Origin of the sequence: Streptomyces armeniacus, assembly GCF_003355155.1 — a bacterium.
Lineage (GTDB): Bacteria > Actinomycetota > Actinomycetes > Streptomycetales > Streptomycetaceae > Streptomyces > Streptomyces armeniacus.
Genome location: NZ_CP031320.1, coordinates 3,615,744 through 3,638,665 on the forward strand (window position 1 = coordinate 3,615,744; position 22,922 = coordinate 3,638,665).

20 protein-coding genes are annotated in these 22,922 nt (G+C 72.4%); 10 read left to right on the plus strand and 10 right to left on the minus strand.

The window, feature by feature from the left end:
* Positions 1–146: 146 nt before the first annotated feature.
* From DVA86_RS15595 to DVA86_RS15605, 3 genes are all read right to left on the minus strand, one after another.
* Complete coding sequence (locus tag DVA86_RS15595) at positions 147–1,124, minus strand: DNA-3-methyladenine glycosylase family protein (protein WP_425470986.1); 978 nt, start codon at positions 1,122–1,124, stop codon at positions 147–149.
* 106 nt (positions 1,125–1,230) lie between these two features.
* On the minus strand, positions 1,231–2,334 hold the full coding sequence (gene manB / locus DVA86_RS15600) for a mannose-1-phosphate guanylyltransferase (protein ID WP_208879034.1): 1,104 nt from the start codon (positions 2,332–2,334) through the stop codon (positions 1,231–1,233).
* A gap of 149 nt (positions 2,335–2,483) precedes the next feature.
* The gene (locus tag DVA86_RS15605) at positions 2,484–3,902 is read right to left on the minus strand and encodes a peptidoglycan recognition protein family protein (RefSeq protein ID WP_208879036.1); all 1,419 of its coding nucleotides are present in this window, start codon (positions 3,900–3,902) and stop codon (positions 2,484–2,486) included.
* 130 nt (positions 3,903–4,032) lie between these two features.
* Here DVA86_RS15605 and DVA86_RS15610 point away from each other — a divergent pair, with 130 nt between their 5' ends.
* The 4 genes from DVA86_RS15610 to DVA86_RS15625 all read left to right on the plus strand — a co-directional run bounded on the left by DVA86_RS15610 (position 4,033) and on the right by DVA86_RS15625 (position 10,151).
* Complete coding sequence (locus tag DVA86_RS15610; RefSeq protein WP_208879037.1) at positions 4,033–4,824, plus strand: TIGR03089 family protein; 792 nt, start codon at positions 4,033–4,035, stop codon at positions 4,822–4,824.
* Between the two features lie 352 nt (positions 4,825–5,176).
* Entirely contained in the window at positions 5,177–6,370 is a 1,194-nt protein-coding gene (locus DVA86_RS15615; protein ID WP_425470838.1) for an LCP family protein, read from the plus strand.
* Between the two features lie 120 nt (positions 6,371–6,490).
* Entirely contained in the window at positions 6,491–8,230 is a 1,740-nt protein-coding gene (locus DVA86_RS15620; RefSeq protein WP_208879040.1) for an LCP family protein, read from the plus strand.
* A gap of 184 nt (positions 8,231–8,414) precedes the next feature.
* Complete coding sequence (locus DVA86_RS15625) at positions 8,415–10,151, plus strand: LCP family protein (protein ID WP_245996620.1); 1,737 nt, start codon at positions 8,415–8,417, stop codon at positions 10,149–10,151.
* Between the two features lie 136 nt (positions 10,152–10,287).
* Here DVA86_RS15625 and DVA86_RS15630 read toward each other — a convergent pair whose 3' ends face one another.
* A complete protein-coding gene (locus DVA86_RS15630) occupies positions 10,288–11,367 on the minus strand; it encodes a glycosyltransferase family 2 protein (protein ID WP_281279300.1) in 1,080 nt (359 codons plus the stop codon).
* 183 nt (positions 11,368–11,550) lie between these two features.
* On the opposite strand from DVA86_RS15630, the gene DVA86_RS15635 reads away from it, so the two are divergent.
* Positions 11,551–13,203 (plus strand): LCP family protein, encoded by a 1,653-nt coding sequence (locus DVA86_RS15635; RefSeq protein ID WP_342776359.1) that lies wholly within the window; start codon positions 11,551–11,553, stop codon positions 13,201–13,203.
* Between the two features lie 94 nt (positions 13,204–13,297).
* Here the strand turns inward: DVA86_RS15635 and DVA86_RS15640 are convergent, their stop codons facing one another.
* Positions 13,298–13,813, minus strand: a complete 516-nt coding sequence (locus DVA86_RS15640; protein ID WP_208879044.1) for a lytic polysaccharide monooxygenase auxiliary activity family 9 protein — start codon at positions 13,811–13,813, stop codon at positions 13,298–13,300.
* A gap of 279 nt (positions 13,814–14,092) precedes the next feature.
* Positions 14,093–14,644, minus strand: a complete 552-nt coding sequence (locus DVA86_RS15645) for an acyl-CoA thioesterase (protein ID WP_208879045.1) — start codon at positions 14,642–14,644, stop codon at positions 14,093–14,095.
* Positions 14,645–14,773: 129 nt separating this feature from the next.
* Between DVA86_RS15645 and DVA86_RS15650 the strand changes: the two genes are divergently transcribed.
* Positions 14,774–16,033: an LCP family protein gene (locus tag DVA86_RS15650; RefSeq protein ID WP_208879047.1), complete on the plus strand. Its 1,260-nt coding sequence runs from the start codon at positions 14,774–14,776 to the stop codon at positions 16,031–16,033.
* 189 nt (positions 16,034–16,222) lie between these two features.
* Here the strand turns inward: DVA86_RS15650 and DVA86_RS15655 are convergent, their stop codons facing one another.
* Positions 16,223–16,591 carry a VOC family protein gene (locus DVA86_RS15655; RefSeq protein WP_208879049.1) on the minus strand — a complete coding sequence of 123 codons (369 nt, stop codon included), beginning with the start codon at positions 16,589–16,591 and terminating at the stop codon, positions 16,223–16,225.
* 89 nt (positions 16,592–16,680) lie between these two features.
* Between DVA86_RS15655 and DVA86_RS15660 the strand changes: the two genes are divergently transcribed.
* Entirely contained in the window at positions 16,681–17,229 is a 549-nt protein-coding gene (locus DVA86_RS15660) for a CGNR zinc finger domain-containing protein (RefSeq protein ID WP_208879051.1), read from the plus strand.
* Between the two features lie 104 nt (positions 17,230–17,333).
* Here the strand turns inward: DVA86_RS15660 and DVA86_RS15665 are convergent, their stop codons facing one another.
* Entirely contained in the window at positions 17,334–18,686 is a 1,353-nt protein-coding gene (locus tag DVA86_RS15665) for a UDP-glucose dehydrogenase family protein (protein ID WP_208879052.1), read from the minus strand.
* A 320-nt stretch (positions 18,687–19,006) separates the two neighbouring features.
* Between DVA86_RS15665 and DVA86_RS15670 the strand changes: the two genes are divergently transcribed.
* A complete protein-coding gene (locus DVA86_RS15670; RefSeq protein WP_208884739.1) occupies positions 19,007–20,128 on the plus strand; it encodes an acyl-CoA dehydrogenase family protein in 1,122 nt (373 codons plus the stop codon).
* 72 nt (positions 20,129–20,200) lie between these two features.
* Here DVA86_RS15670 and DVA86_RS15675 read toward each other — a convergent pair whose 3' ends face one another.
* Positions 20,201–20,479 carry a hypothetical protein gene (locus DVA86_RS15675; protein WP_208879054.1) on the minus strand — a complete coding sequence of 93 codons (279 nt, stop codon included), beginning with the start codon at positions 20,477–20,479 and terminating at the stop codon, positions 20,201–20,203.
* Positions 20,480–20,600: 121 nt separating this feature from the next.
* Here DVA86_RS15675 and DVA86_RS15680 point away from each other — a divergent pair, with 121 nt between their 5' ends.
* Positions 20,601–21,074, plus strand: a complete 474-nt coding sequence (locus DVA86_RS15680) for an NUDIX hydrolase (protein WP_208879055.1) — start codon at positions 20,601–20,603, stop codon at positions 21,072–21,074.
* A gap of 34 nt (positions 21,075–21,108) precedes the next feature.
* Here the strand turns inward: DVA86_RS15680 and DVA86_RS15685 are convergent, their stop codons facing one another.
* Positions 21,109–22,143 (minus strand): hypothetical protein, encoded by a 1,035-nt coding sequence (locus tag DVA86_RS15685; protein WP_208879056.1) that lies wholly within the window; start codon positions 22,141–22,143, stop codon positions 21,109–21,111.
* Positions 22,144–22,404: 261 nt separating this feature from the next.
* On the opposite strand from DVA86_RS15685, the gene DVA86_RS15690 reads away from it, so the two are divergent.
* On the plus strand, positions 22,405–22,893 hold the full coding sequence (locus DVA86_RS15690) for an anthrone oxygenase family protein (protein WP_208879058.1): 489 nt from the start codon (positions 22,405–22,407) through the stop codon (positions 22,891–22,893).
* Positions 22,894–22,922 lie beyond the last annotated feature (29 nt).

A 22,922-nucleotide genomic window follows, 5' to 3' on the forward strand; every position in this document is an offset into this window, starting at 1 on the left:
CGCCATCCCAGCCCGTCCGGCGTTTGAGGACGGCCCGAAGCGGCCACCAGCCCGCACGCGGCCCCGACCGCACGAGGCCACCCACACCTGCATCGTGGCCGAGGGCCGTCCTCAAACGCCGGACGGGCTGAAACGGGCGCTTCGGGTCAGAGGCGGGCGATGTCGCCGATCGGGAAGCGGGGCGCGCGGCGTGGTGGGGTGCGGCCCGTGGTCAGGATCAGGCGGGCCGCACGGTGCCGCTGCCCCTCCGCCTCGTACGGCGCCAGCAGTTCCAGCATCCCGGCGTCGTCCGTGTTTCGGCGCCCGGTCAGCGCGTACCCGATGATGCCCGGCAGATGCAGGTCGCCGATGGTCACCGCGTCCGCGGCACCGTTGCTGCGCTGCAGCGTCTCGGCGGCCGTCCACGGGCCGATGCCGGGGATGGCGCACAGCCGGGTGATGGCCGCCGGCAGGTCCATCGCGGCGGCCTCTTCCATCCGCCGGGCGCGGCGCGCGGCGCGGATGACGGTGGACGAGCGCTTGCTGTCCACGCCCGCCCGGTGCCACTCCCACGAGGGGATCAGGCACCAGGTGCGCGGATCCGGCGGTACGTACATGCCGTCGGCCGGTCCGGGTGCCGGTTCGCCGTGCCGGCGCAGGAGCAACTGCCAGCCGCGGTACGCCTCCTGGGTGGTGACCTTCTGCTCCAGGACAGCCGGGACGAGAGCCTCCATCACCAGCCCCGTACGGACGAGCCGCAGCCCCGGGTGCCGCCGGTGCGCCTCCCGGGTCAGGTCGTGGTGCGGTACGAACGCGCCGGGGTCGTCGTCCGCGCCGAGCAGCGCGGGCAGCCGGTCGAGTGCCCAGTCGGCGCCGGGGCCCCATGCGTCGGCGCCGACGCGGCCCGTGCCGTACGGCGCGATGCGCAGCGTCACGGGCCCGGCCGGCGTACGGCTCGCCCGCCACAGCGCGCCGTCCCGCACCTGGAACGCGGGGTCGTACGGGCCGCGCCGCAGCACGCGCAGGCTCTGCCCGAGGTCGTACGGCCCGTGCGGCTCCCAACTGCGCCGCGCGTCGGGCGTGTCGGGGTCCGCACGGGACGCACCCGCCGTACGGGACGCACCCGCCGTACGCGGTCCCGGCACCCCCGTGCCCTCCGCGCCGCCCGTACGGGCAGTGCTGCCCTCCGCGCCGCCGCCCGGCCAGCCCCTCGGTGCGCCTCGGCCCCGTGTCACGCCACCACCCGCCGCCTCACTGGTCCGAGGAGAACCGGACGGACCCGGCCGCGAGTTCCGTGCCGCACCAGACGCGGATGCCCGCGCGCAGCTCGTTGTCCGCGCCGACCACCGCGCCGTCTCCGACGACCGCGCCGTCCAGTACCGCGCGGGCGCCGACGCGGGCGCCCGCGCCCACCATCGACTCCCTTATCCGCGCGCCCGGTTCGACGACGGCGCCGTCCAGCAGCGTGCTGCCCTCGACGCGCGCCCCGTGGCCCACGACGGCGCCCGCGCCGACCGCCGTACCGCCGGTCAGCTTCGCGTCGACCGCGACGTCGGCGCCGTCCAGCACCAGGCACTCGCCGCGCCGTCCCGGCACGGCGGGTGACGGCGCGCGGCCGAGCACGAGGTCCGACGAGCCGCGTACGAACGCCGCCGGGGTGCCGAGGTCGAGCCAGTACGTGGAGTCGACCATGCCGTGCAGATGCGCGCCGTCGGCGAGCAGCCCGGGGAACGTCTCGCGCTCCACCGACACCGGACGGCCCTGCGGGATGGTGTCGATGACGGAACGGTTGAAGACGTACGCGCCCGCGTTGATCTGGTCGGTGACGATCTCCTCCGGCGTCTGCGGCTTCTCCAGGAAGGCGGTGACGCGGCCGTACGCGTCGGTGGGCACCAGCCCGTACGCGCGCGGGTCGGTGACCTGGGTCAGGTGCAGCGAGACGTCGGCGCCGGACTCGGTGTGGGTGGAGACCAGCGCGCGGATGTCGAGGCCGGTGAGGATGTCGCCGTTGAAGACGAGGACGGGGTCGCCGGGGGCGGACGACAGCCGGGAGGCGACGTTCCGTATCGCGCCGCCGGTGCCCAGCGGCTCCTCCTCGGTGACGTACTCCAGGTGCAGGCCGAGCGCGGCGCCGTCACCGAAGTACGGCTCGAAGACCTCCGCCAGGTACGAGGTCGCCATCACCACGTGCTCGACACCGGCGGCGCGGGCGCGGGCCAGCTGGTGGGTGAGGAAGGGGACGCCGGCGGCGGGCACCATCGGCTTGGGGGTGTTCACGGTCAGCGGCCGCAGCCGGCTGCCCCGGCCCCCGACCAGCAGGATCGCCTCTGTGCCGGCTGACGCTCTGACCTGCATAGATCCCCCTGGACGGGCGGGTGGCACGGGAGCGGCACCCGGGGTGGCCGATGGACTTCCGGGTGATTCTCCCCCACAGACGCCCCTGCCGTACCCGTGGGTACGGCAGGGGCGTCTGTGGGGACCGGGGCGAGCCGGGCGGGATTCCCTCAGCGGCCCTGGAGGCGGCCCGCCGTGGCGCGGATCGTGTCGAGGCGCTCGTAGAGGCGGGCGCCGGGGCACTCGGTGTTGAATCCGTCACGGTGCCCGGAGATGGTGTTCATCCGCACGCGCTTGCCCTTCGCGTACTTGCCGCCTCCGGACGTCATGGTGGTCTTGCCGCGCGCGTTGACGCCGTACAGACCGAGCTTCCAGGCGGTCAGCTTGGCGACGCCGTCGAGCGCCTTCTTGGACGGCTTGGACTTGCCGAACGAGCCGAGGACGGCGACGCCCATGGTGTTCGTGTTGAAGCCGTACGTGTGGGCGCCCTGCACCGGTTCGGTGACACCGCCGGCGCGGCCCTCGTAGATCTTGCCGCACTTGTCGACGAGGAAGTTGTAGCCGATGTCGCGCCAGCCGCTGCTCTTGACGTGGTAGCGGTAGATGCTGCGGATGATCGAAGGGGCCTGTGAGCAGCGGTAGTCGTTGCCCATCGCGGTGTGGTGGACGAACGCGGCGCGGACGGTCTTGCCGTACGCGTAGCCCGACTCGCGGAGCCGCTCGTTCGCGCCCCAGCCGCTGCGGGTGACGATGCCGGGCCGGGGGCCGACGTGCTTGCCGCCCTCCGCGAACTCGATGCCCAGGCCGCGCGCCGCGGCCTCGGCGTCCGTCTCGGTGCGGGTGAGCGGCGGGATCACGGCGCCGCCCGTCTCGCCGCCGGGTTCGGCGGCGCCCGAGGCGGCCTTCGTGTCGCCCGGGTCGACGAGTTCCAGGCGGAGGCCCTCGGGCAGCGCGCCGGGGGCGGCTCCGGCCTCGGCTCCGGTCGCGGCTCCGGCGTGCGCGGCGCCCTCGGCCGCGCTGTCCGTACGCGCCGTGCCATCCGTACGGGCCGCGTCCGCCGCCCGTTCCACGCGGACCTGGACGCCGTCGGAGGGGCCGACCCACAGCGGCGCGGTGGCGCCGCGCGCGGCGCCGCCCGTCTGCTCCTCCCGCCCGTGGTCGGGTGCGTCGCCGCTGTGCGTGTCCAACTCGCGCCAGGGGGACCAGCGGTCCGTACCGGCCGTACGGGTGCGCACCTGCACCCGGCCGGTCAGTTCGGCGTCGGCGTCCTCCCAGACGACGCCGAGCAGCGAGAACGGCTTGACGGTGCGCGGTGCGAGCCCCAGCGCGCCGTCGGCTCCGGTACGCGGGCCGCGGTCGGAGGGGGTGAGCGAGGTGAGCGGGAGCGACTGGGTGCTGCCCGCGCCGGGCATGCGGGGCGCCCGGTCGGGCGCCCCGGGGGCGCCGGCGGTCCCGAGGGCGGCGGTGCCCGTCGTGGCGGTGCCCGTCGTGGCGTGGGCGGAGGTGGCGGCAGCGGCGGGCAGGCCCGTGGTCAGCAGCAGGGCGGCGGATGTCAGAGCGCCGAGCGAGGAAGCAGATAGTACGCGCATAACACTGATCGTGGACATACGCGTTTATATCTGTCCATTCGGGATCTGACGCCCAGTCGGCCCGGCGTACCGCCACCGGCCCCGCACCGCACCGCCGCTGACGCGCCGTCGGCCGCGTACGCTGGCCCCAATGAACGCCACCGACCGCACCCCCGCCGACCTGCTGGGTTCCGCCCTGGCCCGGGATCCGGCGCGCCCGCTGGTGACCTTCTACGACGACGCCACCGGCGAACGCGTCGAACTCTCCGTCGCCACGTTCGCCAATTGGGTGGCCAAGACGGCCAATCTGCTGCAGGACGAGCTCGGCGCCGAGCCGGGCGACCGGCTCGCGCTGCTGCTGCCCGCGCACTGGCAGACCGCCGTATGGCTGCTCGCGTGCTCGGCCACCGGTGTGGTCGCCGACGTGGCCGGCGACCCCGCGGGCGCGGACCTGGCCGTCGCGGGGCCGGACACGCTGGACGCCGCGCGCGCCTGCGGCGGCGAGCGTGTCGCGCTCAGCCTGCGCCCGCTCGGGGCGCGGTTCCCGCAGCCGCCGGAGGGGTTCACCGACTACGCGGTGGAGGTGCCGGGCCAGGGTGACCGCTTCGCGCCGTACGTCCCGGTCGATCCGGACGCGGCGGCGCTGGCGCTGCCGGGCGACGCGCGGGGCGGCGGCTCGCCGTCACAGGCCGGGGAGCTGAGCGGCGCGCAGGTGGTCGAACGCGCCCGCGCGGACGCGGGCGTACGCGGCCTCGCGCCCGGCTCGCGGCTGCTGTCGACGCTCGGGTACGACAGCTGGGACGGGCTCTCCGCCGGGCTGTACGCACCGCTGGCCGCCGGGGCCTCCGTCGTCCTGTGCCGCAACACGGCCGGGCTCGACCCGGCCGAACTGGCCAAGCGCGCGGAGAGTGAGCAGGTCACGCACACCGCTGAGGGACGCTGACGCCCGTACGGGCGCCGGGACCGGCATCCGTACGGACAGCGGACCGAGCCCGTACCGGCGCCCGTACCGGCAGCCGGACAACGCCCGTACCGACAGCGGACTGACGGCAGGTCAGCCGGTCCGGACACGCGCCCGGCGTACGCGCGCGGGCAGGGGCGTGTGCGGATCCCGTGGCGACGGCGTGGACGCCGTCGGGGGGATCGCGTTCCGACTCGCGAGCCCCTCCGTACAACCAATCCAACGTTTTGACCGTCTGTCCCTTTAACCGGCGTCCGTACGCGTGTACCCACGCGGTCGCGGCGGCGGCGCGAGCGACCCCGGACCGACGACATCGCGAGGGATGGACGCACACGTGACCGACACCGGCACGACGACCGCCGACGAGGCGCCCGCGCCCGCGCCGGCACCACCGCCGGCGCCCCGTCGGCGCCGGTGGCTGCGCTGGGTCGCGCTCGGCACGTCGGTGCTCGTGCTCGCCGCGACCGGAGTCGGCTGGGCGCTGTACCAGAAGCTGAACGGCAACATCCGTACCGACCGGGACACCGCCGAGGAGCTGGCCCGGCACGAGAACGAGCGCCCGGCGGCCGCGGGCGGCGAGGTGCAGAACATCCTGCTGCTCGGCTCGGACAGCAGGGACGGCGCCAACGCGGAGTACGGCCGAGGGGGCACCGAGCGCGCCGACACCACGATCCTGCTGCACCTGCCCGCCGACCGCTCGGACGCGACGGCCGTCTCGCTGCCGCGCGACCTGATGGTGGACATACCGGGCTGCAGCAGGCCGGACGGTGGCACGACCCGGCCGCAGTTCGCGCAGTTCAACTGGGCGTTCGAGTACGGCGGTGCCGCCTGCACGATCCGTACGGTGGAGCGGCTCACCGGCATCCGCGTGGACCACCACCTCATCGTCGACTTCAGCGGCTTCAAGGAGCTGGTGGACGCGCTCGGCGGGGTCGAGGTCTGCCTCCGCGAGGAAGTGCACGACCAGGACGCCCATCTCGACCTGGACGCGGGCCGGCAGACCCTGTACGGGGCGGACGCGCTCGGTTTCGTCCGCGCGCGCAAGAGCTTCGACGGCAGCGACACGCAACGAATAGAACGCCAGCAGCAATTCCTCGGCTCGCTCGTGAAGAAGACCCGGAGCAACGGCGTACTGCTCAATCCGGCGAAGCTCTATCCCGTCCTGAACGCGGCGACTTCGGCGCTCACCGCCGACACCGGCCTGGACTCGCTGCGGGAGCTGTACGACCTGGTGCGCAGCCTGCGGGAGATACCCGAGGAGCAGGTGCGCTTCCTGACGGTGCCGCGCCGCCCGTACGCACAGGACGGCAATCGCGACGAACTCGTACAGCCCGCCGCGGACCGGCTGTTCACCCTCCTAAGGGACGATCTGCCGGTTCCGGTGGACGACGAGCCGGACGCCGACGGGAGCGCCGGCGAGGGTGCCGATGACACGAGCCCTTCACCCGGACCCACGCCAACTTACCGCGGCACCACAGCCGCTCGCGATGTCTGCACACAGGAGGGCGCAGGGAATGGGGCGAATTGACCGCTTCTGATCCAGTGGAATTTGTCACCGGCGTCGCTCCCCCAGGAACGTGCCGGATAGTGTGAGCGATCCGGTCTGCCCCCCGGGGCGACAGCGGCATAATGGAGGAATTTCGCAATCGTGGACGCGCATGGCCGGCGGCACGCGGGCGATATCGACCCCGCGGATCAATGGGTGTTCAATCCGAACACCGGCAGCTACGAGCTGCGCCTGACGCCCGCTGCCGACGAGACACCCGTTTCGTACGGCGACGGAGCCCGCCCCACCACCCCACGGCGGAGAAGAACTTCCTCTGCGGCCGGCACGGAGAGCGACGTAGAGACCACGGAATTGCAGGTTCCGTCCCAGCGGAGCCCCCAGGGCGGGGCCGGTGGCGGGAGCGGCGGCGGCCGCCGGGCGGCGAACGCCAGCCGCCGTAAACCGAAGGCGAAGCTGAGCCGCAAGCAGAAAGTGCTGCGCTGGGGCGGCGGTTCGGCGGCGCTGATATTGGTCGCGGGCTGCGGCGGGGTCTATCTGTACCTCGAGCACCTCAACAACAACATCGACAAGGTCGATGTGGGCATCGACAATCCCGCCGTCACGGACGGCCCCGCCAACATCCTGATCATCGGCACCGACAGCCGTACCGGGAAGGGCAACAAGGGCTACGGGGACGCGGGCAGCGTCGGCCACGCCGATACGACGCTCCTCCTGCACGTCTCCGCGGACCGGTCCAACGCGACGGCGCTGTCCATTCCGCGCGACATGATCACCGACATCCCCGCGTGCCCCACCAAGCAGGACGACGGCTCGACGAAGACCATCTCCGCCGAGCAGGGCGTCCGCTTCAACACCAGCCTCGGCCAGCGCGGCAGGGACCCGGGCTGCACCTGGCGCACCGTGCAGAAGATGACCGGTGTGGAGATCAACCACTTCATGATGGCCGACTTCAACGCGGTGAAGGAGCTCTCCGCCGCGGTGGGCGGCGTCGAGGTCTGTGTCGCCAAGGACATAGACGACCCGAAGTCGCACCTCAAGCTCGACGCGGGCAAGCACACCATCAAGGGCGAGCAGGCGCTGGCGTTCGTACGGACGCGGCACTCGGTCGGCTTCGGCAGCGACCTGAGCCGGATCGAGCTGCAGCAGCAGTTCCTCAGCGCGATGATCCGGAAGATGAAGTCGAGCAACACCCTGACGGACCCGGGCAAGCTGTTCGACCTCGCGGAGGCCGCGACCAAGGCGCTCACGGTCGACAGCAACATAGGGAGCGTCAAGAAGCTCATCGGCCTGGGCAAGGACCTGCGCCGGGTCAACACGGACAACATCACCTTCGTCACCGCCCCCGTGGTCGACAACCCGGAGGACAAGGCCTCGGTCGTACTCGACGAGTCGAAGGCCGCGCCGCTGTTCAAGATGCTGCAGCAGGACAAGTCGCTCACCAAGACCAAGAAGGACAAGGGCGGCAAGAAGGACGACGGCGGCCTGGGCAAGGTGAAGCCCGCCCCCGCCTCCGAGGTACGGGTGGACATCACCAACGGCGGCGGCCCGGTCGGCGCCGCGCAGTCGACGGTCACCTGGCTGCAGAACGAGGAGGGCGTGGCGCTGTCCACCAACGCGGGCAACGCGTCGGAGAACCTGTCCAAGACCCGGCTCGAGTACGCGCCCAACCAGGCGAGCCAGGCCGCGGCCTTGGTCAAGATGATGGGCCTGCCCGGCTCGGCGCTGAAGAAGGCGTCCGCCGACGCCGGCCCGGAGGAACCGATGAAGCTGACACTCGGCAAGGACTTCACCGAGGCGGGTCAGCCGATCGACGCACCCGCCAAGACACCGGAGGGCGTCAAGGAAGTCAACGCCGGCGACAAGAACGTCTGCGCAAAGTGACCCGGACAGCGGCTGCCGCGGCGGCGCCCTCCCCGACGTGTGCGACGTACGCGATGTACTCGGCGTATGCGAAGCACACGGAGGCGGGAGCCCCGGCGCCGGCAGCCGCTCCCGGAACGACTCCGGACCCCAGCCGCTCCGCCAGGCGACCGGGTGCACCACCACATGAGAACGGGGAGGCCACGTGCGGCAGCAGAACGGCACCCGTGGCGACCGGGGGCGCTCCGCGCCCTCTGCCAGTGAACTCGGCTGGGACGACGGCCTGTACGAGGGAGACGGACGGCGTACGCGCGACGCGCGCGCCGCAGGGGCCGCCCGCGCCGAGGGCGGGCCGGGAGACGGCGAAGGCGACGGGGCCGGCGGGGCCCGCGGTGGTGGGCGCCGTACGAAGCGAAAACGCCCGAGTTCGTTGAAGCGCCGCATCTTCCGGTGGTTCGTGCTGGTCACGTCGCTGCTGATCCTCGGCACCGCGGGCGCGGGGTATCTCTACTACCGCCATCTCAACGGCAATCTCGGCAAGGACGACCTCAACCTCGGCGACCACAAGCTGGACCCGAGCGACCCCAACGCCGACGGGCAGCGCCCACTCAACATCCTGCTGCTGGGCTCCGACTCGCGCGCCTCGAAGAAGAACGTCGACCTGGGCGGCTCCCGCGCGGACGCCGACCGGCCGCCGCTGGCGGACGTACAGATGCTGCTCCACGTCTCGGCTGACCGCAGCAACATGTCGGTCGTGTCCATCCCCCGCGACACCAGGGTGGACATTCCCAAGTGCACCGACAAGGAGGACGGGAAGGTCTACCCGGAGACCTCCGACCGGATCAACGCCAGCCTCATGAACGGCGGTCCGGGCTGCACGGTGGCCACCTGGGAGGCGCTGACGGGCGTGCCCCTCGACCACTTCATGATGATCGACTTCGCCGGTGTGGTCTCCATGGCCGACGCCGTCGGCGGCGTGCCGGTCTGCGTGAAGGACAACATCCAGGACTCCAAGTCCGGCCTCAAGCTCGAGAAGGGCGAGTCGGTCGTCCAGGGCGAGCAGGCGCTGCAGTGGCTGCGTACGCGGCACGGCTTCGGCGACGGTACGGACATCGGGCGGGCCAAGGCGCAGCATCTCTACATGAGTTCGATGGTCCGCCAGCTGAAGGCCGGCACGAAGCTCACCGACCCGGGCAAGCTGCGCAACCTCGCCGAGTCCGCCACCAAGGCGCTCACCGTCGACCACGGCCTGGGCAGCGTGAAGAAGCTCTACGACCTGGGCAACGACCTCAAGCGCGTGCCGACCTCGCGTATCACCATGGCCACGATGCCCTGGCAGTACTCCAGCGGCGGCAGCTTCGTCGAGCCGAAGCCGGGCGACGCGGAGAAGCTGTTCTCGATGGTGCGGCAGGACATCGCGCTCGACGGCAAGGACAAGAAGAAGCCGAAGTCCGACAAGCCCGACGACCCGTCGAACGCGGCCGACTCGGCCAGGCCGAAGGCCGAGATCCCCGTACGGGTGATGAACGGCACCGGCACCGCGGCCCAGTCCCCGGTCTCCGGCCGCGCGGGCGCCGTCGCGGACCAGCTGAACACGGACGGCTTCACCCAGGCGACCGCCGACCAGACCCCGAAGTCGCAGGCGGACACGACGATCAGTTACGCGACCACGGAGCAGCGCGCGGACGCGTTCGCGCTGGCGGAGTCGCTGGGCGTGCCCGAGCGGCTGGTCAAGCACTCGTCGGCGGTTGACGAGGTGACGCTGGTGGTCGGCGCGGACTGGCGTACGGGCACCGCGTACCCGAAGGCGTCGGGTGACGGCGACAGCGGCGGCGAAGAGGCCGGCGGCACCGACGACAACAAGGCGCCGGACACGGCGGACTCGCTGAACGGCAACGACAAGACGGCCTGCATGGACGTGAACCCGAACAACGTGTGGTGACACCCAGGCGGTGTCCGCCACCCCAAGCCCGTCCGGCGTTTGAGGACGGACCCCGGCCCGTCCCGGGCCGCGCCCGGCGCACGATGCGGTGACCGCCCACCGGCGGCTGCCGCGCGTCAGTGGCTGAGGGCCGTCCTCAAACGCCGGACGGGCTGGAGTTGCTGCCGGACGGGCTGGAGGTACCAGACGGGCTCGTCGGGCTACCCGACGGATTCGGGTCGCGGCGGCTCGCCCGCACGTGACGGGCCAGCTTCCGCGGGCTGGTGAGGAAGCCCCAGCCCCACGACATGTGCATGGTCGCGAGCGCCACAGGAATCCGTACGCGCGCCCCCGCCGTCAGCCCCTTGCCCGCCGGCAGTGAGCCCGCGGTGATCGCCGCGAGGTACCCGGCCGGGACGGCGAAGCCCCACGGCGTCACCGCGGCGCCCACCACCGCGCCCGCCGCGATGGCGCAGAGCGCCATCGGGGGCGCGAGGTAGCGCAGGTTGATCGAGCCGGCGTGGTAGCGGGCGACCACGTGCCGCCAACGGCCGTAGTTCTTGTACTGCTTGGCGAGCGCGCGCACGTTCGGCCGCGGCCGGTACGACACCCGCAGCTCCGGCGAGAACCAGATCAGCCCGCCCGCCTCACGGATGCGGAAGTTCAGCTCCCAGTCCTGGGCGCGGATGAACTCCTCGTTGTAGCCGCCCTGCTGCTCCAGCACCTCGCGCCGGAACACGCCGAGATACACCGTCTCGGCCGGGCCCGCCTCGCCGCCGGTGTGGAACGCCGCGTTCCCGACGCCTATCTTCGCCGTCATGGCGGCGGCGACGGCGTGCTCCCAGTCGTTCTCGCCCTCGGCGTGCATGATGCCGCCCACGTTCGCGGCGCCGGTCTCGTCGAGCAGCCGCACCGCCGTGGCGATGTAGTCGGGCGAGAGCATGCCGTGGCCGTCGACGCGGACCACGACGGGGTGCCGGGACGCCTTGATGGCGGCGTTCAGCGCGGCGGGCGTACGGCCCGTCGGGTTCGGCACCGTGTGCACCCGCGGGTCCTCGCGTACGAGCTCGGCGGCGATCTCGTCCGTACGGTCCTCGGACGGGCCGAGCGCGATCACCACTTCGAGCTCGCCGTCGTACTCCTGCTCCAGGATGTGCCGGACGGAGGTGCGCAGATGGCGCTCCTCGTTGAGCACCGGCATGATCACGGAGACGGCGGGGGGAACAGATCCAGTCACGGCGGCCACGTTACCGCGAACGGGGGACGCCCCGGGACGCCAGCCGGGTGCCCGCCGCGCGGACCTGCGGCGTGTGGGGACCGGTCTGCCGATCGTATGTGTCTACAGTGCGACCGCAGCACGACCCGGCCCGCCCCCTGGGCCTTCGGCCCGGGAGGTGCCCCCCAGCCGCGGAGGTCCGCATTGCCCACACCGACCGGCCCGCACGACCGTCCGCACGACCGTCCGCACGGCACGGGCGCCCGCCGCTCAGGCGCGCGCCGCGCGGCCCCGCGCCGTGCCGCGCCCCAGCGCACCGGAGAACGCGGCGCGCCCCCGCCCCGCGGCCGGCGCGCGGACCGGCGCACCGGCGCGCGGCGCGGCAGACGGCGCCCGCACTGGGGTCTGCGGATCGTCATGGCGACCTCGGCGCTGGTGCTGGCCACCAGCGGCGTCGGGCACGCGCTGGTCAGCGGGCTGGACGAGGGGGTGCGGCGGATCGACCCGTTCTCCGGCCTGTCGGACCGGCCGGACGCCTCCAGGGGCCTGAACTTCCTGGTCGTCGGCGTGGACGGGCGGGACAAGCTGAGCGCGGCGACGCGCAAGAAGTACCGGCTGGGCGGCGGCTCGTGTGACTGCACGGACACCCTGATGCTGGTCCATCTGTCCGAGGACCGGCGCCGTATGAGCGTGGTGAGCATCCCGCGGGACTCGTACGTCAAGCTGCCCGAGCACAAGGACGACGGCACCGGCAAGCGGCACACCGGTTACCCCGCGAAGATCAACTCGGCCTACGCGCACGGCGGCCCGCATCTGACGGTCCGCACGGTGGAGGCGATGACGAAGGTGCACATCGACCACTACCTCGAGGTCGACTTCGGCAGCTTCATGAACACCGTCGACGCGCTGGGCGGGGTGCCGGTGTGCACCGTACGCCCGCTCAAGGACCGCTACTCCGGGCTGAACCTGCCCGCCGGCACCTCCCAGCTGAACGGCGCCGAGGCGCTGTCGTACGTCCGCGCGCGGCACCTCGACGGCGCCTCCGACTTCGGGCGGATGCAGCGGCAGCAGCGGTTCATCGCCTCCGTCATCGACAAGGCGACGAGCAGCGGGGTGCTGATGAACCCGGTGAAGTTCAACAAGGTGGCGTCCACGATGCTGAAGTCCGTACGGGCGGACCGCGGCTTCGGCACCTCCGAGATGCTGGCGCTCGGGCATGCGATGCGGGGGTTCACGCCGGCGTCGTCGGAGTTCGTGTCCGTGCCGGTCGCGGACGGGGACCACCGGGTACGCGGGCTGGGCTCGACGGTGAAGTGGGACGCGGCGAAGTCGGCGCGGCTCTTCGCGGCGCTGCGCGAGGACCGGCCGCTGGCCGAGCACAAGCAGCGGAACGGGGCGGACGGCCGGGAGGACAGCCAGGAGACGAAGGGCGGCAAGCAGGCGGACGGGAAGAACCCGAACGCCGTCCCCGTCGACATCCCGCCGGGCCGTATCCGCGTACAGGTCGAGAACGGCACCGCGACGGCCGGACTCGGGCACAAGGTGGACACGGCGCTGCGCGAGGCCCACTTCAACACCACCGGCATCCCGCGGAACGCGGCGCGGAAGGGCCTCAAGCAGACGGTGATCACGTACGACCCGCGCTGGAACCGCTCCGTACGCACCCTCGCCGCGGCGCTGCCGGGCGCCAAGCTGCACAAGCAGAAGGGGCGCGGGCCGTCGATGAAGGTGACGGTCGGCGCGGACCACCGCGCGGTGAAGGCCGTCCGCGCGGTGGAGCCCCTGCCGGCCACCGGGCCCGGCCAGTCGGGGAAGGGCTTCCAGGCCGTCACCGGGGACAAGGTGACCTGCCCCTGACGGGGGCGGCCGGAATGGCTGGCGGACGGGCCCGGGAACTCCGGTGCCGCACGGCCCGAGGGCCGGCGGTCCGCGCGGCACCGGATGTCCGCTGCTAGGAGATGTTCACGTCGATGCAGGCGTAGAACGCGTTGGCGGTGTCGGCGATGTTCCAGACCGCCAGCACCTTCTGCTTGCCGCTGATGCCGCCGAAGTTGACGTTGTGGCTGACCGTGGCGGGCGGCTGCGCGCCGTTGTCGTTGATCTCGGCGACCTTCTGGTTGCCGACGAAGTACTGCCAGGTGCTTGTGCGGTGACGTGCGGTCAGCTGCCAGGTGAATGTCTGGGACCTGCCGACGTTGTGTACCTTCCAGCCCTTGCTGTCGTCATCGAGCTCGGAGAAGCGGCCGTTGCCGCCGCTACAGCTCTTGAGGCCCTTGGGGCCCTCGACACTCTGCGGCTCCCACTGGATGGAACCGCAGCTCACGGTCCCCTTGGCGCACTGGTCCTGCCGGCTGCCCGGGTTCGTCACCCAGCCGTGCGCGCTGGCCGTGTTCGCCGGGAGGCAGACGGCGATGAGCGGTGCGACGCCCGCGCCGATCACGGCGGCCAGTTTTCTTTTCGCGTGCATGCCAACTCCTTCACGGTAAGAGCCGCCGCTCAGGGATGGGGGCCGGCAACCATGGGGGGTACAGGAAGCCGTCGACGGCTCTGTCGAGTTGCGGGGCGAACGCGAAGACGGATGTACCGCCAGCGGTGAGGGAGCAGCCGTCCCGTGAAGTGAACTGACGGCTGCGAAAGTGGTCGATTCGGATTCCCGTTCGCCATTAGTCTAGACCATACAGAGTGTCCGGAATCGGTCAAGAGGCCGCGCACAGCCGGGTGTTGACGCCGTACGGGATGCCCGCCGTCAGTCCTCCAACAGGCCCTCGGCCGCCCGCCGTTCGCGCAGCTCCTTGATCGCGCGGCGCCTGGCCAGCCGGTGCGTGCGGCGGATCTGCGCCTCCTGGTAGCGGCGCTTGTCCCGGCCCGTCTCCGGGATGACCGGCGGCACGGCGCGCGGCTTGCCTGTCTCGCCGACGGCGGCGAACACCAGGTAGGCGCTGCCGACCTGGGTGGCGGGCGTCGACTCGTTCCAGCGCTCGGCCAGCACCCGTACCCCGACCTCCATGGAGGACCGGCCGGTCCAGTTCACCTGCGCCTTGACGTGTACGAGGTCGCCCACGCGCACGGGCTCCAGGAAGACCATCTCGTCCATCGACGCGGTGACCGCGGGCCCGCCGGAGTGGCGCCCGGCGACGGCGCCCGCGGCGTCGTCCACAAGCTTCATGATCACGCCGCCGTGGACCGTGCCCAGCAGGTTGGTCTCGTTCGCCGTCATGATGTGCGACAGGGTGGTGCGGGAAGCGGAGGTCGGCTTGCCCGGAAGCGTGCCTTCCGCCTGAGTGGCCTGGTCGGTCATGGTCACCACCATATGCGGCGACATGGCGGGACCCCGGCGCCCCGGCTTTGCGACAGCTCTGCTACAGCCTCGGCCCGAATCCGCACCCGCCCTGTGTCCGCGCGGGTGGAGCCGTGCAGACTACGGGGCATGAACCAGTGGCCGGACGGATGGACCGACGAAGGGCGCGACCGGTACGGACGCGGCAGCGCCGCACCCGAGCCGGAGCCCACCCGCGTCATGCCCCACACGCAGCGCCCCGGAGTACCGCCGCAGAGCAGAGGCGGTTACGGCCAGGGGCCCGGCGGCGACGGCTCGTACGACTCGGGGTACAGCCCCGGTCAGGTCTACGGCGGCCGGCAGGGCGATCCGCAGGGTGGCGCCGGCGGGTACGACGGAGGTGACGGCGGTTACGGGCCCGGCGGCCGGCCGCGGCCGAACTGGAAACGCCGGATAACGGTGGGACTTGTCACCCTCCTCGCCGTGCTGCTGGTGTGGTCCGTCGCCACGTACTTCTGGGCGGACTCGAAGCTCAAGCGCGAGGTCGACCTCAGCAAGGTGGAGGACCGGCCGGACAGCGGCGAGGGCACCAACTACCTGATCGTCGGCTCGGACAGCCGCGAGGGCCTGTCCGACGAGGAGAAGAAGAAGCTGCACACCGGCTCCGCCGAGGGCAAGCGCACCGACTCGATGATGATCCTGCACGTCGGTGACAACGGGAACACCATGGTCAGCCTGCCGCGCGACTCGTGGGTGACCATACCGGACTTCACGGGCTCGGAGAGCGGCAAGCACTACGAGTCGCCCGGCCCGAACAAGCTCAACGCCGCCTACTCGCAGGACGGTCCGCAGCTGCTGGTCCGTACGGTCGAGCACAACACCGGCCTGAAGATCGACCACTACGCGGAGATCGGCTTCGGCGGCTTCGCGAAGATCGTGGACTCGATCGGCGGGGTCGAGCTGGACATCCCGCGGGACATCAAGGACAAGAACTCGGGCGCCGACTTCGAGAAGGGCAAGCAGACCCTGAACGGCGAGCAGGCGCTCGCCTTCGTCCGCAACCGCTACGAGGCCGGCAGCGACCTGGAGCGGACGAAGAACCAGCAGAAGTTCCTGTCCGCGCTCGCCAGCCAGACCGCGACGCCCTCGACGGTCCTGAACCCGTTCAAGCTGTACCCGACGATGGGTGCCGGCCTGGACACGCTGATCGTCGACAAGGACATGAGCCTGTGGAACCTGGCCTCGATGTTCTGGGCGATGAAGGGCATCACCGGCGGTGACGGCACGTCGATGAACATGCCGATCGCGGGAAGCGCGCCGGCGGGCTCGCTGAAGTGGGACATGCCCAAGGTCAAGGAGCTGGTGTCGCAGCTGAACGCGGACGAGAAGGTCACCGTCAAGGGCGACTGAACGTACGCCCCCACGCGCGCACCCGCGCGCCGCCGCACAGGCGGCAGGCCGGCGCCCGCCCCCGTACGCAGGGGGCGGGCGCCGGCCTTTCACGTGCCGGGACGGTGCTGAGGGCCGCCGCGGCGCGGCCCGTACGAGCGGCCGGTCCCGTACGAGCGCCGGACCCGTACGAGCGCCCGTTGCGCCGGGTCAGGTGGCGCACAGGCAGAACGGGTGCCCCGCCGGGTCCAGATAGACGCGGAAGTCGCGCTTCCCGCCGTCGTCGCCCTGTGCGAGCCGCGCGCCGAGAGCGAGGACCTGCTTCTCCGCCTCGTCCATCCTGTCGGCCGGCACGTCGAGGTCCAGATGGAACTGCTGCCCGTGCTCCGTGCTCGGCCACTGCGGCGGGATGAACCCGGGCGACTCCTGGAAGGCCAGCCGCCGCCCTTCCGGGGCGGACACCTCGAACCACTCCCCCTCGCCTCCGACCTCCCCGCCCAGCACGGCGGCGTAGAACTCGGCGAGCGCCCGGGGGTCGGGACAGTCCAGCACGGTGACACCAAGTGTGGCGATGGGCATGATGATCCCTCCTGCGGCGTTACTTCCAAGGCTGCTTAACTGGTAACGCAGTTACCTCATGATGCCCCGCAGCCAGTAACGTGGCAAGGGTGGGAGACCGAACCGCGCCACCGCCCCTCGCACTGGTGCAGGAGCTGGCGAACACGCTCGACATCGAGACGGGGCAGGACGCTCTGACCGCGCCGCGGGGTCTCGCCGAGTTCGCCCGCGAGCACGGGTTGACCGGCCTGGGTCTCACCAAACGCGACCTGCCGCCGGTCGTGGAGCTGCGCGAGGCCCTGCGCGCCGCGTGCCTCGCGCACACCGGCCCGGAGCTGCCCGAGGCGAGCGCCCGTACGCTGGACCGGCTCCTCGCCGACGCCCCGCTCGTGCTGCACGTGGACGGCGAGGGCGCGGCCGCGCTCCGGCCCGCGCCGGGCCTGACCGGCGCCGCGGGGCTCACCGCGCGCGTCGCGGCGGCCATCGCCGGCGCCGCGGGCGACGGCGGCTGGCAGCGGCTCAAGGCGTGCGAGGCGGACGACTGCCAGTGGGTGTTCTACGACCGCAGCCCCGGAGGGCGCGGGCGCTGGTGCACGATGGCGGTCTGCGGGAGCCGGGCGAAGATGCGGGCGTACCGGGCGCGGCGCGGGACGCCGTAACGGCCGCCGTGCCGCCGTTTCGCCGTGCCGCCGGGGCCGTAGCGCCGGCGCCGCCCGCCCCCGTAACCGCGAGGGCCGCTCGCCGTGCCGGCCGGGGCCGCCCGTCAGGCCGTCGGCCGCCCCAGCGCGCGGAACCGCCAGCCGGCCTTCCGCCACAGCGCCGGGTCGAGCGTGTTGCGCCCGTCCAGGATGTGCCGCTGCGCCACCGCCTCGCCCAGCACCTCCGGGTCCAGCTCGCGGAACTCGCGCCACTCGGTGAGGTGCAGCACCACGTCCGCCGCCCGTACGGCCTCCAGCGCGCTCGGCGCGTAGCCGAGGGTCGGGAAGAGGGCGCGGGCGTTGGCCATGCCCTTCGGGTCGTAGACGGTGACCTGCGCGCCCTGGAGGTGCAGCTGTCCGGCGACGTTGAGCGCGGGCGAGTCCCGTACGTCGTCGGAGTCCGGCTTGAACGAGGCGCCCAGCACGGCGACCCGCTTGCCCAGCAGGCCGCCGCCGACCGCGTCGCGGGTGAGCTCGACCATGTGGCTGCGGCGGCGCATGTTGATCGAGTCGATCTCCCGCAGGAACGTCAGCGCCTGGTCGGCGCCCAGTTCACCGGCGCGCGCCATGAACGCCCGCAGGTCCTTGGGCAGGCAGCCGCCGCCGAAGCCGATGCCCGCGCGCAGGAACTTGCGGCCGATCCGGTCGTCGTGCCCGATCGCCTCCGCCAGCTTCACCACGTCGCCGTCGGCGGCCTCGCAGACCTCGGCCATGGCGTTGATGAAGGAAATCTTGGTGGCGAGGAAGGAGTTGGCGGCGGTCTTGACCAGCTCGGCGGTCGGGAAGTCGGTGACGACGAACGGCGAACCCTCCGCGAGCGGGCCCGCGTAGACCTCGCGCAGCAGCCGTTCCGCGCGCTCGCTGCGCACTCCCGCGACGATACGGTCCGGGTGCAGCGTGTCCTGTACGGCGAAGCCCTCGCGCAGGAACTCCGGGTTCCAGGCGAGCTCGGCGTCCTCGCCCACGGGCGCCAGCCCGGCCAGCAGGGCCGCGAGCCGGTCGGCACTGCCGACGGGCACGGTGGACTTGCCCACCACCAGCGCGGGCCGCGTCAGCAGCGGCGCCAGCGTCTCGAAGGCGGTGTCGACATAGCTCATGTCGGCGGCGTACTCGCCGTGCTTCTGCGGGGTGTTGACGCAGACGAAGTGGACGTCGCCGAACTCCGCGACCTCCTCGTACGAGGTGGTGAACCGGAGCCGCCCGGACGCACCCTCGATGCCCTCGACGTGCTGCCGCAGCAGCTTCGCGAGCCCGGGCTCGTACATCGGGACCTCGCCGCGCGCGAGCATCTCGACCTTCTCCGGCACCACGTCCAGGCCGAGCACCTCGAAGCCGAGGTCGGCCATCGCGGCGGCGTGCGTGGCACCCAGGTATCCGGTGCCGATCACGGTGATCCGGGGACGGGCCGCGGTGGCCATGTGCTGCTCCTGCTCCCCGCGAGAGCGCGGTGGTCGTGGGTTCCGATGGGCGTGCCGCCGGTGTCCGCCGGGGCGTGCCCGGGCGGGCTTCGGGGTGGCACGCAGGCGCGTACACGCTGCCGCGAGCATAACCGGGGCGCCGGAGATGAACCTCACGTATGCCGGCTCGGAGCCGGGCCCCTAGAATTGGGTTACTTAACGGTAATTAGCTTCGGCGCTCTTCCGGCGCCGCACTGACAGGGGAGTGAGAGACCGTGGCGCCCTCAGCGAACAGCACAGCGGCTGACTTCGACCTCTACCGGCCGCCCGAGGAGCACGACATGCTCCGCGACTCGGTGCGCTCGCTCGCCGAGGCGAAGATCGCACCCTTCGCGGCCGAGGTGGACGAGGAGGGCCGGTTCCCGCAGGAGGCCCTCGACGCGCTGGTCGCCAACGACCTGCACGCGGTGCACATACCCGAGGCGTACGGGGGCGCGGGCGCCGACGCCCTCGCGACCGTGATCGTCATCGAGGAGGTCGCCCGCGTCTGCGCGTCCTCCTCGCTGATCCCCGCCGTGAACAAGCTGGGCTCCCTGCCGGTCGTCCTCTCCGGCTCGGAGGAGCTGAAGAAGAAGTACCTCGGGCCGCTGGCCAAGGGCGACGCGATGTTCTCGTACTGCCTGAGCGAGCCCGACGCCGGCTCGGACGCCGGCGGCATGAAGACCCGCGCCGTGCGGGACGGCGACTCGTACGTGCTGAACGGCGTCAAGCGCTGGATCACCAACGCGGGCGTCTCCGACTACTACACGGTGATGGCCGTCACCGACCCGGACAAGCGCACCAAGGGCATCAGCGCGTTCGTGGTCGAGAAGGCGGACGAGGGCGTGTCGTTCGGCGCCCCCGAGAAGAAGCTCGGCATCAAGGGCTCACCCACCCGCGAGGTCTACCTCGACAACGTCCGCATCCCCGCGGACCGCCTCATCGGCGCCGAGGGCACCGGCTTCGCCACCGCGATGCAGACCCTCGACCACACCCGCATCACCATCGCGGCACAGGCGCTGGGCATCGCACAGGGCGCGCTGGACTACGCGAAGGGCTACGTCACGGAGCGCAAGCAGTTCGGCAAGCCGATCGGCGACTTCCAGGGCGTGCAGTTCATGCTGGCCGACATGGCGATGAAACTGGAGGCGGCCCGCCAGCTCACGTACGCGGCGGCCGCGCGCTCCGAGCGCGTCACGCTGGGCAGCGCGAAGGAGGACCTGACCTTCTTCGGCGCCGCCGCCAAGTGCTACGCCTCCGACGCCGCCATGGAGATCACCACGGACGCGGTCCAGCTCCTCGGCGGCTACGGCTACACGCGGGACTACCCGGTGGAGCGCATGATGCGGGACGCCAAGATCACGCAAATCTACGAGGGCACCAACCAGGTCCAGCGCATCGTGATGGCGCGCAACCTGCCGTAGGCGCACGCCCGTTCGTGACGCTCGTCGCGAGGCCCCTCCCCGCGGTTCGGGAGGGGCCTCGCGGTGTTCTCCTCAACTCGCCCTCCACGGGCGGTCCTCGAACCGCTTTCGGGGGCGCGGGCCATCCGGGTAGCGGTGCTGGGCCTCGCGCAGGGTCTCCTCGTCGTAGAACCGCCGTGCCCAGAACGAGTGGGGCTTGGCCAGCCGGATCGCGGCGACCCACCAGCACGGGTGGACGAGCACCCCGAGGACGACCATGCCGTACTTGCCCTTCAGGGCCGCGACGACGATGGGGACGGCGAGCAGCAGGACCACTACGACGGCGAGCACCATGTTGGCGGCACCCGTCATGGCGTTGCCTTTCCAGGTGGTGGAGAGCGGGTCGGCACGCTAACAAGCACCGGCCGGGACGGGTCCCGGCGGCGGCCGGGGGCGTGCGGCGGCCGGAGCGTGGTGCGGCTAGGGTCGGGGCGTGGACACGACACACCGGCCGGCGGCGCGGGTCGTCTGCCTGGACTCCGCGCACCGCGTGCTGCTGCTCCACTGGCGCGACCCGTACGACGGCGCGTGGCTCTGGGAGCCGCCCGGCGGCGGCATCGAACCGGGCGAGACCCCGCTGGCCGCCGCGCGGCGTGAACTCGCCGAGGAGACCGGGCTGGACCCGGACGCGGTCCTCGACCGGCCGGTGCAGGTCGAGCGCGACGTGCGGTGGAACGGCAAGCGGTACGTCGGCGCGGAGACCTTCTTCGTGGCCCGCTTCACCACGGAGCGCCCCGCGCTGGTGCGGACGGGCCTGCTCCCCGACGAACAGGCCAGCCTCGGCACGTACGCCTGGGTCGCCCGGGGCGGCCTGAACGCGCTGCCGGACCGGCTCGAGCCGCCCGGACTGCCGTCCGTCGTCGCGGCGCTGGCACCGGAGGGCCCCTGGCGCGATCGCGTGCGGTGAGAGCCGTACGGCGCCGCCCGTGGCGGCCACGCGCTCACGCCCCGTCGGGAGCGCCCGCCCCGGCGGCACGGGCGTGGGACTCGCGCCCCAACAGGGCCGTCGCCACCTGGAGTTCGGGGACAGCGGCGAGCAGGCGCTTGCCGTCCCGGGTGTTGATCACCACCTGCGGACCCCGCGCACCGGACAGCCCGCCGAGGCTCCAGTCCGGGCTCCAGGGGAGGAAGCGGCCCTCCGTGTCGTACACGCCGCCGCCGGAGAGGGTGAGGTCGCCGAGGCGTATCGCGCCGTGCTGCTCCAGAGCCGTGGCGAGGCGCCGTACGAGGGCGTCCCGGGTGTGCTCGATGATCAGGCCGGACAGTACGGCCTGGCGCCGCGCGCCGTACACCGGCAGCGGCTCGCCGGTGCCGGTGAGCGCCAGGACGCAGCAGTCGGAGTACGTGGTGACGTGGGAGCCGAAGTCCTGTGCGGTCTCCGGACGGTGCCACACAGCGCGTACGTCCTCCCAGCGCACCGTGCGGCGCCCGGTGTCCGTCTCGACGGCCAGGCCCTCCGTGTACACCAGGTACGTGCGCCGGCCGCCGGGCGGGGGGACCGTCTCCACGACGGCGTACCGGCCGGTCATCAGCACGAACAGCGGGAAGGCGGAGAGCGCCAGGTTCAGCGCGAGGCCGAAGTCGTCGTAGCCGGACGTGAAGACCCACAGCCCGAGGGCCACGCCCAGCGAGACGAGCAGGCCGCCGGTGGAGCTCAGGAACGGGCGGCGGGCCTCGAAGACGGCGATCCGCTCGCCCGGGTCGGGCCGCGGCCCGCCGTACAACTCGGCCTGTGTGCCGGTGACTTCGGCCTCCTCCCCGTACACGGGGGCGGGCGGCGGGCCGTCCGGGCCCACCGGGGGCGCCGCGTACGGAGGGAGGGCCCGCCTGCCGCGGAAGCGCAGCACGGCGCCGGCCGCGAACACCAGGCCCATCGTGCACACCGCGGCTCCCGCCGCAGCCTCGACGTCGGCCCAGAGCCAGCCGCCGACCGCGAACAGCACCAGTGCGACGCCGCCGAAACCCACCTCGAGCACGGCGCACCGCCCCCTTTCCGTCCTCGCCCTCCGGCCGGCGCCGTGTGCGTCGTCGGCCGGGCGGACACTATCCGCGTACGCGGGGAGGGGTCCCGGCTCGCGCCGGTCAGCGCTGGAGCCGTGTGCCCTGGACGCGCGCGCATGAGGGCGAGACGCGGGGCGATGGCCGGGGGGGTGCCGCACGGGGTTGACTGGCGGGGGTACGGCCGGAGTACGGGCGCCGACCGGCCCCGACGGCACGTACGCGCGAGGTGACCGACGATGTGGCAGGCAGTGACGCTGGCGGTGGCGACCGTGCTGACAGGGCTGATGGCGGGGATCTACGCCGCCTTCTCGATCGCCGTCATGCCCGGTCTGGCGCGGGTCGACGACGCCGTCTTCGTCCGCTCCGTGCGGTCGATCAACGTACGCATCCTGAACGGCTGGTTCCTGTCCGCCTTCCTCGGCGCGCTGGTGTTCAGCGGCCTGGCCGCGGTGCTGCACCTCGGCGACGGGCCGGTGGCGGCGTGGGCGGGCGCGGGGTGCGCGCTGTACGCGGGGACGCTGGTGACCACGTTCCGGATCAACGTGCCGCTCAACGACGCGCTCGAGGCCGCGCTCGACGCCGGTGGCGAGACGGCCGATCCCGCGCCCGTACGCGCGCGCTTCGAGGCGCCCTGGACGCGCTGGAACGCCGTACGCGCGGTGCTCGCGACCGCCGCGCTCGGCTGCCTCGTCGAGGCGCTGATCCTGCACGGCAACGCGGGCTGAGCGCGCCCCGGGCCGCATTGACCGGGGCC

What these genes read in the sequence shown, in the direction of transcription:
- manB (WP_208879034.1), bottom strand. Translation starts at nt 2,334, where the DNA reads ATGCAGGTCAGAGCGTCAGCCGGCACAGAGGCGATCCTGCTGGTCGGG.
- DVA86_RS15605 (WP_208879036.1), bottom strand. Translation starts at nt 3,902, where the DNA reads ATGCGCGTACTATCTGCTTCCTCGCTCGGCGCTCTGACATCCGCCGCC.
- DVA86_RS15610 (WP_208879037.1), top strand. Translation starts at nt 4,033, where the DNA reads ATGAACGCCACCGACCGCACCCCCGCCGACCTGCTGGGTTCCGCCCTG.
- DVA86_RS15640 (WP_208879044.1), bottom strand. Translation starts at nt 13,813, where the DNA reads ATGCACGCGAAAAGAAAACTGGCCGCCGTGATCGGCGCGGGCGTCGCA.
- DVA86_RS15645 (WP_208879045.1), bottom strand. Translation starts at nt 14,644, where the DNA reads ATGACCGACCAGGCCACTCAGGCGGAAGGCACGCTTCCGGGCAAGCCG.
- DVA86_RS15650 (WP_208879047.1), top strand. Translation starts at nt 14,774, where the DNA reads ATGAACCAGTGGCCGGACGGATGGACCGACGAAGGGCGCGACCGGTAC.
- DVA86_RS15655 (WP_208879049.1), bottom strand. Translation starts at nt 16,591, where the DNA reads ATGCCCATCGCCACACTTGGTGTCACCGTGCTGGACTGTCCCGACCCC.
- DVA86_RS15665 (WP_208879052.1), bottom strand. Translation starts at nt 18,686, where the DNA reads ATGGCCACCGCGGCCCGTCCCCGGATCACCGTGATCGGCACCGGATAC.
- DVA86_RS15670 (WP_208884739.1), top strand. Translation starts at nt 19,007, where the DNA reads ATGCTCCGCGACTCGGTGCGCTCGCTCGCCGAGGCGAAGATCGCACCC.
- DVA86_RS15675 (WP_208879054.1), bottom strand. Translation starts at nt 20,479, where the DNA reads ATGACGGGTGCCGCCAACATGGTGCTCGCCGTCGTAGTGGTCCTGCTG.
- DVA86_RS15690 (WP_208879058.1), top strand. Translation starts at nt 22,405, where the DNA reads ATGTGGCAGGCAGTGACGCTGGCGGTGGCGACCGTGCTGACAGGGCTG.